At 60.4% G+C, this 11,934-nt stretch carries 14 protein-coding genes; all 14 read left to right on the forward strand.

The window, feature by feature from the left end; all coding sequences use genetic code 11:
- Positions 1-222: 222 nt before the first annotated feature.
- Positions 223-885 (forward strand): site-2 protease family protein, encoded by a 663-nt coding sequence (locus RDQ42_RS02220; protein ID WP_231358723.1) that lies wholly within the window; start codon positions 223-225, stop codon positions 883-885.
- Positions 886-919: 34 nt separating this feature from the next.
- Positions 920-1,621 carry a ScpA family protein gene (locus tag RDQ42_RS02225; RefSeq protein WP_231358724.1) on the forward strand — a complete coding sequence of 234 codons (702 nt, stop codon included), beginning with the start codon at positions 920-922 and terminating at the stop codon, positions 1,619-1,621.
- Positions 1,611-2,141 carry an SMC-Scp complex subunit ScpB gene (scpB, locus tag RDQ42_RS02230; protein WP_054332141.1) on the forward strand — a complete coding sequence of 177 codons (531 nt, stop codon included), beginning with the start codon at positions 1,611-1,613 and terminating at the stop codon, positions 2,139-2,141. The genes RDQ42_RS02225 and scpB overlap by 11 nt, the downstream gene beginning before the upstream one ends.
- Positions 2,142-2,181: 40 nt before the next feature.
- Positions 2,182-2,847 (forward strand): DUF2953 domain-containing protein, encoded by a 666-nt coding sequence (locus tag RDQ42_RS02235; protein ID WP_054332140.1) that lies wholly within the window; start codon positions 2,182-2,184, stop codon positions 2,845-2,847.
- Positions 2,844-3,254 carry a GerW family sporulation protein gene (gene ytfJ / locus RDQ42_RS02240; protein WP_071427398.1) on the forward strand — a complete coding sequence of 137 codons (411 nt, stop codon included), beginning with the start codon at positions 2,844-2,846 and terminating at the stop codon, positions 3,252-3,254. The genes RDQ42_RS02235 and ytfJ overlap by 4 nt, the downstream gene beginning before the upstream one ends.
- Before the next feature lie 57 nt (positions 3,255-3,311).
- Complete coding sequence (locus RDQ42_RS02245) at positions 3,312-4,457, forward strand: D-alanyl-D-alanine carboxypeptidase family protein (protein WP_054332138.1); 1,146 nt, start codon at positions 3,312-3,314, stop codon at positions 4,455-4,457.
- A 46-nt stretch (positions 4,458-4,503) separates the two neighbouring features.
- Entirely contained in the window at positions 4,504-5,340 is an 837-nt protein-coding gene (locus RDQ42_RS02250) for a pseudouridine synthase (RefSeq protein WP_054332137.1), read from the forward strand.
- Positions 5,341-5,371: 31 nt separating this feature from the next.
- Positions 5,372-5,926, forward strand: coding sequence for a hypothetical protein (locus RDQ42_RS02255; protein WP_231358725.1), 555 nt, complete (start codon positions 5,372-5,374; stop codon positions 5,924-5,926).
- A 224-nt stretch (positions 5,927-6,150) separates the two neighbouring features.
- Positions 6,151-7,029, forward strand: coding sequence for a YicC/YloC family endoribonuclease (locus RDQ42_RS02260; protein WP_054332135.1), 879 nt, complete (start codon positions 6,151-6,153; stop codon positions 7,027-7,029).
- A 27-nt stretch (positions 7,030-7,056) separates the two neighbouring features.
- Positions 7,057-7,326 carry an extracellular matrix/biofilm regulator RemA gene (gene remA / locus RDQ42_RS02265; RefSeq protein WP_054332134.1) on the forward strand — a complete coding sequence of 90 codons (270 nt, stop codon included), beginning with the start codon at positions 7,057-7,059 and terminating at the stop codon, positions 7,324-7,326.
- Positions 7,319-7,930, forward strand: a complete 612-nt coding sequence (gene gmk / locus RDQ42_RS02270; RefSeq protein ID WP_083386402.1) for a guanylate kinase — start codon at positions 7,319-7,321, stop codon at positions 7,928-7,930. Before remA ends, gmk begins: the two co-directional genes overlap by 8 nt.
- A complete protein-coding gene (rpoZ, locus tag RDQ42_RS02275) occupies positions 7,923-8,123 on the forward strand; it encodes a DNA-directed RNA polymerase subunit omega (protein WP_054332133.1) in 201 nt (66 codons plus the stop codon). The genes gmk and rpoZ overlap by 8 nt, the downstream gene beginning before the upstream one ends.
- A gap of 121 nt (positions 8,124-8,244) precedes the next feature.
- Positions 8,245-9,453, forward strand: a complete 1,209-nt coding sequence (gene coaBC, locus RDQ42_RS02280; protein ID WP_071427393.1) for a bifunctional phosphopantothenoylcysteine decarboxylase/phosphopantothenate--cysteine ligase CoaBC — start codon at positions 8,245-8,247, stop codon at positions 9,451-9,453.
- A gap of 25 nt (positions 9,454-9,478) precedes the next feature.
- On the forward strand, positions 9,479-11,917 hold the full coding sequence (gene priA, locus RDQ42_RS02285; RefSeq protein WP_071427392.1) for a primosomal protein N': 2,439 nt from the start codon (positions 9,479-9,481) through the stop codon (positions 11,915-11,917).
- Positions 11,918-11,934 lie beyond the last annotated feature (17 nt).

Genomic DNA, 11,934 nt, shown 5'->3' on the forward strand with positions numbered 1-11,934 from the left:
CAGATTCCCAGGGGAAATGCAAGCTTTTTTTTGAGAAAAGCGAAATAAAGTTGTAAATAAACGTTGAATTCCCCTGGGCCCGGCGCCGCTGCCCTTGTTTTTTCCACCGCCGGACGATATAATAATTCCAGTAACTTCCGCTGTGCCATTGCGCCGCACCGGATATGCGTCCCAAACCTTGGAAAGAAGCCGGTTCCCCCGGCCAGGAGGATAACACGAGTTATGGATCTATTTACCATATTGGCCCGGGCGCTGGTGGTGTTCACCTCTATGCCCATCCACGAGTGTGCCCACGCCTATGCCGCCAGCCGGCTGGGGGATGACACCGCCCAGCGCTCGGGGCGGCTGACCCTCAACCCCTTCAGCCATCTGGACCCGGTGGGGACCCTGCTGATCCTGTTTGCCGGGTTCGGCTGGGCCCGTCCGGTGCCCATCAACCCCAATAACTTTAAAAAACCCAAGCGGGATATGGCCCTGAGCGCCATGGCCGGCCCTGCCTCCAACCTGCTGCTGGCGCTGTTTGTTCTGGTGATTTACCGGGTGGTGCTGGGTTTTGCCGCCTTTGGAACCTTGTGGCAGTACAGCGCCACCGAAACAGTTCTGGACATCCTGTGGATTGTCTACAGCACCAACATCATGTTGGCGGTGTTCAACCTGCTGCCGGTGCCGCCGCTGGATGGCTGGAAGATGATGGGGGCTGTGCTGCCAGGCAGGACCTATTGGAAGATCATGAGCAAGGAGCGGGAGATCGGCATGATCTTTATGCTGCTCATCCTCTTCACCCCGGTGATCGACCTGCCTATCAGCTTTGTGGGCAACGCCATCTCCGACCTGTTTGTAAGCGCCACGGCCTTTGTCCCCCGGCTCATGCAGGCGATCTTATAAAATAGTACGGCAGGAGGAAGGAGGGAGGCCCAGGATGGAACGGCCGTCCTTTACCTTAGATGGATTTGAGGGGCCGCTGGATCTCCTCCTCCATCTCATATCCAAGCACAAGCTCAACATTCTAGACATCCCCATCTCCCAGCTGCTGGACCAATATCTGGAGTATCTGGAAGGCGCGCGCGCCCAGGATTTGGACATTGCCAGCGAGTTTTTGGAGATGGCCGCCCGGCTGGTTTACCTAAAAACCCTGTCTCTCCTGCCCCGGTGGGAGGAGGAAGAACAGCTGAAAACCGAGCTCACTGGCCAACTTTTGGAATACCAGGCCCTAAAAGCGGTGGCTGCGCTGCTTGCGGCCCAAAATCGTGGCCATACTATTTTTGTGCGGGGGCCACAGCTGGTGGAGGTGGACAAGACCTACCAATGCCGCCACCTGCCGAAGGAATTGGCCCGGGCCTATGTGAGCGCCACTGGGAGGGGCAAGCGCAGGCTCCCCCCACCGGTGGAAAGCTTCCAGCCGCTGGTCAGCCGGCCGGTGGTGTCGGTGGAGTCCCGGATGGAGTATTTGACGGCGGCCCTCAGCAGGCCTCAGCGGATCTCCCAACTGTTTTTGAAAAGCCGGAACCGCTCCGAACTGGTGGCCACCTTTTTGGCCCTTTTGGAGATGGTGAAGGACAAGCGGGTGGAGGTCAGCGGGGAGACGGCCGTCCTGTGTGGAGGGAACAGCGATGTCTCTTGAACTGGAACAGAAGATGGAAGCCATCCTCTTTGCCGCCGGGGAACCGGTGGAGCTGGAGCGGTTGGCTGAAGCTTTGGGCATCGACCGGACAGCTGCACGGCAGCAGGCGGAATGCCTCATGGCCCGCCTCACCCAGCAGGGGAGCCCGCTGCAGGTCCTCTCTTTGGATGGCAAATACCAGCTGGCCACCCGGCCGGAATACGCCGGGGTGATCCAAGCGGCCACCGATTGGAAGCGGCAGCAGCCCCTTTCCCAGGCGGCGATGGAGGTGTTGGCGGTGGTGGCCTACAACCAGCCGGTCACCCGGGCCTTTGTGGACCAGGTGCGGGGGGTGGACAGTGCAGGGGTAGTGTCCACCCTGGTGGAAAAGGGGCTGCTGGAGGAGGCCGGAAGGCTGGAACTGCCCGGCAGGCCCATTGCCTACCGCACTGGCGACACCTTTTTGCGCACGTTTGGGCTCCACTCCCTGGATGAGTTGCCCGCCCCGCCCGAGGAGGAAGAACAGCAGACCCTCCTCTAGGGGGAATACGCCATGGAAGGATGAGGAAAGGGGGCGCACCATGGTCGGATGGATTTTTGCAGGCCTTTGCGGCCTCCTGCTGTGCCTTCTCTCCCTGCCGGTGGTTCTCCAGGCGGAGTATAATGGAGAGCTGACCGTTTGGGTCCGGTATTTTTTCCTTCGGTACCAGGTGTTCCCCCGCCCCCCTGGGGAGGAGAAGCCCCCGGAGGAGAAAAAGCCCAAACCTCCCCAAGAGGAGAAACCAAAGAAGCCACAAAAGGAAAAGCCCTCCGCCGGGGAATTGTTTGCCCTGGGCAAGGAGCTTTTGGAAGGGCTGTGGCCCCCGGTCCGGTGGCTGTTAAAAACCGTTGTGTTCTATGACATCTTTTTCGGGATGCGGGTTGCGGAAGATGACGCAGCCCAAACTGCCATCTCCTGCGGCAGGTACAACGCCGCAGCATTTGGAATCTGCAGTTTTCTGGAGAACCTTTTTCAACTAAAACGGGTGAAGATCAGTGTTTTCCCCGACTTTACACAGGAGGAAAGCGCGGTCTGCTTCCGCGGCAAGGTGAGGATGATCCCTTTGGCGGCGCTGGCCGCCGGGCTCGCCATCCTTGCCGCCCTCCTGGTGAAGCTGCTCCCCTTGTTCCTCCGAAAAGAGAAGAAGGAGGAGCCCCACGAGCCCGAAGAATCAACCCAACAAAACAAAGGCGGTGTAACCATATGAGCCATCCTATCAAAGACCTGATGGATTCCTCCATCCAAAACCTCCACCAGCTGGTGGATGTCAACACCATCATCGGCGACCCGGTCACCACACCCGATGGCACCACCATCATCCCGGTGTCCAAAGTCACCTTTGGCTATGCCTCCGGCGGGTCGGAGTTCCCCTCTTCTAAAACCCCGGACCCCTTTGGCGGAGGGGCCGGGGCTGGGGTCACCATCCAGCCTATCGCCTTTTTGGTGATCAAGGCGGGGGGCGGGGTACAGCTCCTCCAGCTGGCGACCAGCAGCAACACTGCCGACAAGGTGGTCAACCTGGTGCCCGAGGTGATCGACAAGATCACCGGCATTGTCCAGAAGAGCAAAGAGGAGAAGGGCGCCGTCCGGGAAGAGCCCCCCATAACCCTGTAAAGGCAGCATGAGCGAGCCCTGCCCCTGCATATACTCCTCACGGGCAGGTGTTGAACAATGCTAAAAAAATGTGTGGCATGGCTGGCGCTGGCCGCGGTTTTGATGGGGGCGGCCCCCCTACCCGCTGTCGCCCAGACCATACCGGATACCAAAGAGTTTTCCATCGCTGCCAAGGGTGCGGTGGTGATTGATGCCGGGAGCGGGCGGGTCTACTTTGCACAGAATGCCAACGGCCGCCTCCCCATGGCGAGCACCACCAAAATCATGACCGCCCTGCTGGCGCTGGAACAGCCGGATCTCGACGAGCCCTTTGTGGTGGATTCCGCCGCCATCCGGGTGGAGGGGACCTCCATGGGGCTCAAAGAGGGGGACACGGTGACCCTGCGGACCTTGGCCCACGGGATGCTGCTCCCCTCTGGAAACGACGCGGCCAATGCAGCGGCGGTGCGGATCGCCGGGAGCAAGGACGCCTTTGCGGAGCTCATGAATGAAAAAGCCCGGGAACTGGGCTTGGAGGATACCCACTACGTCACCCCTTCGGGGCTGGACGCCGACGGGCATTACTCCTCGGCCTACGACCTGGCCATCTTGGCGGCCTACGCGCTGGAAAACCCGGACTTCCGGGAGATCTGCTGCAAGGAGAGCGCTAAGGTGGAATTCGGCAACCCGCCCTATGGCCGGTGGCTGAAAAACCACAACAAACTGCTGAATCTTTACCCCTATGCCATCGGGGTGAAGACCGGCTACACCGACGACGCCAAGCGCTGCCTGGTGACCGCAGCCCAAAAGGATGGGGTGACCCTCATTGCGGTGACCTTGGCCGCCCAGGACGATTTCAACGTCCACAAAAAGCTGTATGAGCGGTATTTTGGGGAACTGACCCAGCAGGACCTCACCCCGGCGCTGCCGGACCTGGAGCTTCCGGTGACCGGCGGCCAGGCGGCCACGGTGGGGCTGGAACCGGTGCGCCCCCCTGTGGCGGCCCTGCGGGCTGGGGAGCGGGACCGGATGCAGTTCCAAGTGGAGGCCCCAAAGTTCGCTTATGCCCCGGTGAAACGGGGGGATGCTTTGGGGGAGATCCGCGGGTACATAAACGGGGACCTGGTTTACCAGAGCCCTTTGGCAGCCGCGGAGGACGTATCCGCTGTACAGCGGCAGACAAACGGGTTGTTCCACTGGATCGGCGGCTTATTTGGCCAGTAGCGGGAAGGTGAGACCACATGCCCCACAGGGGCAGGGAGGATACAGAGTGAAAGAGACAGGAACACGCATTCAAAAAGTACTTTCCGACGGGGGGATTCTCTCCCGCCGCAAAGCGGAGGAATACATCAAGGCTGGGCGGATCACCGTCAACGGCCACCCGGCCCAGATCGGCCATCCGGTCAATCCGGCCCGGGATATCATCGCCATCGATGGACAGCGGGTGCAGTTCGCCCGGAAAAAGAGCAATCTGTACATTATGCTCAACAAGCCCCGGGGCTATGTGACCACCATGTCCGACGAGCTGGGCCGCCGCTGTGTGGCCGAACTGGTGGAAAATGCCCCTCAGCGGGTCTACCCGGTGGGGCGGCTGGACAAGGACAGCGAGGGATTGATCCTTTTGACCAACGACGGCAATTTTGCCAACACCATCATGCACCCCAGCAACCACATCCCCAAGACCTATCGGGTTACCGTCCGCCCCGACCTGACCGACGACCAGGCGGTGAAGCTCTCCACCGGGGTGATGATTGACGGCAAGATGACCGCTCCGGCTCAGGTCCATGTGGTGACCAAGGAGCCCGGCCGGGTGGTGGCGCTGATCACCATTTACGAAGGCCGCAACCGCCAGATCCGCAAGATGTGCGAGGCGGTGGGGTTGGAAGTTGCCCGGCTTCGCCGGGTCTCCATCGGCCCCATCAAGCTGGGGATGCTCCAGCCCGGCCAGTGGCGGGAGCTGACCACTGCTGAATTGACCGCCATCCGCAATGCAAGCCAGAAGGCGGAAAACCAGGGGCAGCAGGAGCGGATGGAGAAGCGGGCCAAGGAGAATCCCCGCCCCCGCCGCAGCCCTGCCCCGCGGCCCAGGAGACAGAAATCATTCTAAAAGGGGAAATTCCCCTGCAAGGAGGATTGTTATGAAACGTTTTGCCATCCTTTTGTTGGCGGTCCTGGCCCTGTCGCTGACCGCGTGCTCCAGCCGGGACCCCAAGCCTTCCTCTTCCAGCGAGGGCAGCTCTTCCAGCTCCTCCTCTTCCCAGGAAGAAGGGGAGGGCTCCTCCAGTTCCAGCGAACCGGAGGAGGAAGAGCCAGAGGAGGAACCCATCGCCACGGCGCAGGACTTTATTGCCAAGTTTAAAACCGGAGATGGGTTTGAGACGGTGACCTTCGCTCCGACCATGTTCTCCATGCCCATTGAGGCGTCGGGCTATTACTCGGAGGACAGCACCTTGTCTATGTCCATCTATGAGTACGCCTCTGCCCAGGAGGTGGCGGATCAGAAGGCGGCCATCTCTTCCACCGGGTACAGCATCAAAACCGTTGATGGGACTACCACCCAGGTAGAGTGGGTGGCGCCGCCCCATTTCTTCGCCGGGGAGAAGTACATCGTCCTGTACTGCGGCAGCAGCGCGGACGTCCTCTCCTTCTTGGAGGAGCTGCTGGGCCCCCAGTTCGCCGGCGCCGAGGTGTAAGGCCCGGGAAACCAAGCGCCCCAGCGGGGAAATGCAGGGAAGCGGACGCAGCTGCGTCCGCTTTTTTCGCATTTTGAAAGGGAATTTTCCGGTTTGTTCATTTGACAAAACCAGTGGGGAATAGTATGATAATAGAATAGCCAAAGTGTGCGATTTTGGAAGCTTGCGCGAGATATTTTGAGATAGAGAAGAAAAATCCCCCCAGGGGACAAGAGGTTGAAACAATGGTAAAAAGCATGACGGGGTTCGGGCGCGCCCAGAAGATGGTCGGCGGCCGGGACATTTCAGTGGAGATCAAATCGGTCAACCACCGGTATTTTGAATTTTCCTCCCGCATCAGCCGGGCATACGGCTTTTTGGAAGAGAAGATGAAGAGCTACACCCAGGGGTTCATCTCCCGGGGCAAGGTGGATGTGGCAGTTTCCATCCAGACCATCGAGGGCTCGGGCGGCCAGGTGGAGATCAACCGCGAGCTGGCCAAATCCTACATCGCAGCCCTGCGGGGGCTGGGGGAGGAGACCGGCCTCACCGACGATCTGAGCCTCTGTGCCATCGCCCGGTTCTCCGACATCTTCGCGGTGCGCAAAACCGAGGAGGATGAGGAGGAGATCTGGGCCGCGGTCAAAGAGGTGGCCGATGAAGCCATCGCCCGGTTTGTCGCCATGCGGACCAAAGAAGGGGCCAAGCTGGAGGAGGACGTCCTCTCCCGCCTGGTCACCATCGAGGGGCTGGTTGCAAAGGTGGAGGAGCGATCCCCCCAAACGGTGGAGGAATACCGGGCAAGGCTGTATCAAAAACTCTGCGAGGTCCTCAAGGACAACCGGGTGGATGAACAGCGCATCGTCACCGAGGCAGCCATCTTTGCCGACCGGGTGGCGGTGGCGGAGGAAACCGTCCGCCTTCGCAGCCACATTGAACAGTTCCGGCACATCATCAGCCAGGACGAGCCGGTTGGGCGCAAACTGGACTTTTTGGTCCAGGAGTTCAACCGGGAGGCCAACACCATCGGCTCCAAGGCCCAGGATGTGGCCATTGCCCGGGTGGTGGTGGATTTGAAATCAGAAATTGAAAAAATCCGCGAACAGATTCAAAATATGGAATAGTCCGCGAACCATTGGAGGAACAACTGCATGAAACTAATCAACATCGGGTTTGGCAACATGGTTTCGGCCAACCGGCTGGTGGCCATTGTCAGCCCGGAATCCGCCCCCATCAAGCGGATCATACAAGATGCCCGGGACCGGGGCACCCTCATCGACGCCACCTATGGCAGAAGGACCCGGGCAGTGATTATCACCGACTCCGACCATGTCATCCTCTCGGCGGTGCAGCCGGAGACGGTGGCAAACCGCTTGGTGGATGACGACGAGGATGAGGAGGACGTGGACGAGGATGAATAAAAAGGGTTTGCTGCTGGTGGTTTCCGGCCCCTCTGGGGTGGGAAAAGGCACCTTGATGAAGCTCCTTTTAGAGAAAAACCCCAACTTGCGGCTCTCCGTTTCCGCCACCACCCGTTCCCCCCGCCCTGGGGAGGTGGACGGGGAATCCTACTTTTTCTTGACCCGGCCCCAGTTTGACGCCCTCATCGCAGAGGACGGCTTTTTGGAATACGCCATCTATGGGGACAACTGCTATGGAACCCCCAAAAAGATGGTGGAGGATGCCCGGGCGGTAGGCCAGGACGTGATCTTGGAAATCGAGGTCCAGGGGGCGATGCAGATCCGGGAAAAGTGCCCGGATGCGGTGCTCATCTTTATCCTTCCCCCCTCCTACGAGGAGCTGAAAAACCGGCTGATCGGCCGCCACACCGAACCCACCGAAGTGGTGGAGCGGCGGTTGGCCACCGCCAAAAGGGAGCTGCTGCGGGCAGGGGAATACGATTATGCAGTGGTCAACGACCAGTTGGAAACCGCGGCGGAACAGCTGCTGGCAGTCATTGAAGCTGCTAAGTGCACCGCCAATGAGATGAAAGAATTTATCGACGAGGTGAATCGGCATGCTTAGACCTGCAATGAGTCAGATCATCAAAAAGGATGACAGCTATTACCGTTTTGTAGTGGCCGTGGCTAAACGGGCCAGGGAGATCGCGGAAGAGGCGGAGGAAGAGAAGATCCCTCTGGAGGAAAAACCGGTCAAACTGGCTGTGGAGGAGTTTGCCGCCGGCAAATACAAAATGACTAGCCACCCGGATTTATAAACCTTTAGGAAAACCGCCATCGCCCCCGCCCTGTGCTGGGGGTGGGCGGCTTTTGCCGTTTTTGAAACCCCAGTTCGGGGAGGACAACCCATTTTATTTGACAGAAAGGGAAGGTACCTGTATGAACATGAAGGGAAAAACCGTTGTCATCGGCATCACTGGGGGCATCGCCGCCTACAAAATGGCACAGGTTTGCAGTGATTTGATCAAAAAAGGGGTGGATGTCCACGTCATTATGACCAAGAACGCCACCGAATTCATCGCTCCGCTGGTGTTTGAGACGCTGACCAACAACCGGGTCTCGGTGGATACTTTTGACCGCAACTTCCAGTGGAATGTCCAGCATGTCTCCTTGGCCAAGAAGGCGGATGTCTTTTTAGTGGCCCCCGCCACTGCCAACATCATGGCGAAGATGGCCTGGGGCATCGCCGACGACATGCTCTCCACCACTGTTTTGGCGGCCCGGTGCCCCAAACTGGTCTCCCCGGCGATGAACACCGGCATGTATGACAACCCCGCCACCCAGCGGAATATGGAGATGCTCAAGAAGGACGGCGTCATGATCATCGAGCCGGACAGCGGTTTCCTGGCTTGCCGCGACGTGGGCAAAGGCCGCCTGCCCGACCCCGCCGTGCTGGAGACCTGGCTGGAGTACGCCATGTCCCCCAAAGACCTGGCGGGGAAGAAGATCCTGGTCAGCGCCGGCCCCACCCGGGAGCCCATCGACCCGGTCCGTTTTATCTCCAACCGTTCCACCGGCCGCATGGGCTACGAGATGGCCCGGGCCGCCTGGCTGCGGGGCGCCCAGGTCACCCTGGTCTCCGGCCCTGTGGAGTTGAAGGACCCTCTGGGGGTGGAGACCATCCGGGTGGAGACCGCCGCCCAGATGTACGACGCCATCACCAGCCGCGCCCCAGAGATGGACATCATCGTCAAGACTGCCGCCGTGGCCGATTACACCCCCGCCACTGTGGCTGCCGACAAGATCAAAAAATCCGGGGATAACATGGCTATGGAGGTGGTCCGGACCAAGGATATCCTCAAAGCCCTGGGGGAGAACAAGCCGGAAGGCCAGGTCCTCTGCGGCTTCTCCATGGAGACCAAGGACCTTTTGGAAAACTCCGCCAAGAAGCTGGGCGGCAAGAATGCCGACATGATTATTGCCAACGACCTCAACGTGGAGGGGGCGGGCTTTGCCGTCACCACCAACGTGGCCACCATCATCACCAAAGACGGCGCTGAGCCGCTGGAGCTGATGACCAAAGGGGAGCTGAGCGACATCGTCCTCTCCCGCGCCCTCGACCTGTACAACCAGAAACACAACGGATAACCCCCGCCGGAAGGAGGCTTTGCCCATGTTCCAAATCGCGCGGGTCGCGGTGGACAAAGCCACCTGGCACTACGATAAATTATACGATTACTATCTCCCGGTGGAGCTGGAGGGGAAGGTGCAGCCCGGCTGCCGGGTCACCGTCCCCTTTGGCAGCTACAACCACCGGCGGCTGGCCATTGTGCTGGCCCTGTCGGAGGACGACACCCGGGAAAAACGCAAGCCGGTTTCCACCCTGGTGGATGAATCCCCCCTGCTAAACACCGAGATGCTGGGCCTTCTTCGCTATTTGAAGGAGCACACCTACTGCACCTGGTTCGACGGTCTGCGGGCTATCCTCCCCGCCGGGATCGGCGTCAAAGTGGGGGTGGGCCTCAAGCTGGAGCGGACGGTGAAGCTGGACGCTTCTGAGCTCACCGAGGAGGAGCGCCGGGTGGTGGGCTATCTCTCCGGCAAGCGCAAGGAGGTCCAGGAGGAGACGCTGCTCAAGGAGCTGGGCCTTGTCTCCAAGGATCTTGTCCGGCTCAAGGAGTGGGGAGCGGTTTCCGCCGCCCAGCTGGACCGCCGCCGGGTTCAGGATGAAAAGGCGGTGATGGTCCGCCTCACCCCCTTGGTGGACGAGGGCCGGTTCCCCAAGCTGACCGAAAAGCAAAAGGCGGTGGTGGGCCTTCTGGAAGGGGCGGTCTGCGCCTCCCTCAAAGAGGTCTGCTACTACTGCGGCGTCACCCGGGCGGTGGTGGATAAACTCTGCGCCATTGGCGCCGCCGAATACTTTGACCAGGAGGTCTACCGCAACCCCTATGCCGGCCGGGGGATGAGCCTTTCCCCCCCGTCGGAGCTGTCGGCGGACCAGAAAAAAGCCTTTGACCAGCTGTATGCCCTATACCGGCGGGAGGGGCCCAAAGGGGCCCTCCTCTACGGGGTCACCGGAAGCGGCAAAACCCAGGTGTTCCTGCGGCTCATCCGCCAGGTGGTGGAGGAGGGCAAGCGGGTGATTGTATTGGTGCCGGAGATCTCTCTCACCCCGCAGACGGTGGAGATGTTTCACAGCGCCTTTGGCGGCCGGGTGGCAGTGCTTCACAGTGGCCTGGCCATGGGGGAGCGGCTGGATGAGTGGAAACGCATTCGGGCTGGGGAAGCCGATGTGGTGGTGGGAACCCGGTCGGCGGTTTTCGCCCCGGTGGACAACCTGGGCCTCATCGTCATCGACGAAGAGCAGGAAGGCACCTATAAATCGGAGAGCTCCCCCCGGTTCCACGCCCGGGAGGTGGCCCGTGTCCGCTGCCGGTACCACGGGGCGATGCTGCTCCTGGCCTCGGCCACTCCCAGCGTGGAGAGTTTTTACCAAGCCAAACAGGGGAAGCTAGCCCTTGTCACCTTAAAAGAGCGGTACAGCGCCGCCCGTCTGCCTGACGTCTACATTGTGGATTTGAAGGAGGACCCTGCCGCAAGCGGGGGGATCTCCGCCCGGCTGGGGGAGGAGCTGTACCTCAACCTGCAAAAGAGGGAACAATCCATTTTGCTCCTCAATCGGCGGGGGCACACCACTACGGTGAAATGCTCCCAGTGCGGCCAAACGGCCACCTGTCCCAACTGCTCCATCAGCCTGACCTACCACGCCGCCAACAACCGGCTGATGTGCCATTACTGCGGCTATTCCCGCCCGGTGGAGGAGAGCTGCCCCCACTGCGGCAGCAAGCTGATCCGCTACACCGGGGCTGGTACCCAGCGGGTGGAGGAGGAGCTGCGGGAGCGGTTCCCTGACGCCAGGGTGCTGCGGATGGATATGGACACCACCATGGCCCGCTTCTCCCATGAGGAGAAGTTTGCCGCCTTTGCCCGCGGGGAATACGACATCATGGTGGGCACCCAGATGGTGGCCAAGGGGCTCAACTTTCCGCGGGTGACGCTGGTGGGGGTCTTAAGCGCCGACCAGTCTTTGTACAGCGATGATTTCCGCAGTTTTGAAAAGACCTTTTCCCTGCTCACCCAGGTGGTGGGGCGCTGCGGCCGGGGGGAACTGCCCGGCCGGGCTTTTGTCCAGACGTTTTCCCCTGAAAACCGGATCATCGAGCTGGCATCAACCCAGAACTATGAGGAATACTATGCCGAGGAGATCGCCTACCGGAAGCTGGGCCTCTATCCCCCCTACTGCGAGCTAGGGGCGGTGGGGTTTGTCTCCCCCCGGGAGGATCTGTGCCGGGAGGCGGCCAAGCGGTTTGCCGGGGAGTTTTCCCGCCTGGCGGGCACCGAATACAAAGACTTGCCCATCCGGGCCCTGGGTCCCACTGAGTCGGCGGTGTTCAAAGTGGCGGGCAAGTACCGCTGCCGGTACCTGATCAAATACCGCAGCTCTGCCCGGTTCCGGGAGCTGATGGCCCGGATGCTGGATTGGTTTTACGCCGACCGGCGCAACAAAGAGGTCACCGCCTTTGCGGACCCCTATTATGACGGAAGTATATGAGGCACACGCCTCATTTC

Origin of the sequence: uncultured Merdimmobilis sp. (genome assembly GCF_902471145.1) — a bacterium.
GTDB classification, from domain to species: Bacteria; Bacillota; Clostridia; order Oscillospirales; family Ruminococcaceae; genus Merdimmobilis; species Merdimmobilis hominis.

Excerpts from the sequence above, each read along its gene's own strand:
- RDQ42_RS02220 (WP_231358723.1), top strand. The coding sequence starts at position 223 with ATGGATCTATTTACCATATTGGCCCGGGCGCTGGTGGTGTTCACCTCT.
- RDQ42_RS02225 (WP_231358724.1), top strand. The coding sequence starts at position 920 with ATGGAACGGCCGTCCTTTACCTTAGATGGATTTGAGGGGCCGCTGGAT.
- scpB (WP_054332141.1), top strand. The coding sequence starts at position 1,611 with ATGTCTCTTGAACTGGAACAGAAGATGGAAGCCATCCTCTTTGCCGCC.
- RDQ42_RS02235 (WP_054332140.1), top strand. The coding sequence starts at position 2,182 with ATGGTCGGATGGATTTTTGCAGGCCTTTGCGGCCTCCTGCTGTGCCTT.
- ytfJ (WP_071427398.1), top strand. The coding sequence starts at position 2,844 with ATGAGCCATCCTATCAAAGACCTGATGGATTCCTCCATCCAAAACCTC.
- RDQ42_RS02245 (WP_054332138.1), top strand. The coding sequence starts at position 3,312 with ATGCTAAAAAAATGTGTGGCATGGCTGGCGCTGGCCGCGGTTTTGATG.
- RDQ42_RS02255 (WP_231358725.1), top strand. The coding sequence starts at position 5,372 with ATGAAACGTTTTGCCATCCTTTTGTTGGCGGTCCTGGCCCTGTCGCTG.
- RDQ42_RS02260 (WP_054332135.1), top strand. The coding sequence starts at position 6,151 with ATGGTAAAAAGCATGACGGGGTTCGGGCGCGCCCAGAAGATGGTCGGC.
- remA (WP_054332134.1), top strand. The coding sequence starts at position 7,057 with ATGAAACTAATCAACATCGGGTTTGGCAACATGGTTTCGGCCAACCGG.
- gmk (WP_083386402.1), top strand. The coding sequence starts at position 7,319 with ATGAATAAAAAGGGTTTGCTGCTGGTGGTTTCCGGCCCCTCTGGGGTG.
- rpoZ (WP_054332133.1), top strand. The coding sequence starts at position 7,923 with ATGCTTAGACCTGCAATGAGTCAGATCATCAAAAAGGATGACAGCTAT.
- coaBC (WP_071427393.1), top strand. The coding sequence starts at position 8,245 with ATGAACATGAAGGGAAAAACCGTTGTCATCGGCATCACTGGGGGCATC.
- priA (WP_071427392.1), top strand. The coding sequence starts at position 9,479 with ATGTTCCAAATCGCGCGGGTCGCGGTGGACAAAGCCACCTGGCACTAC.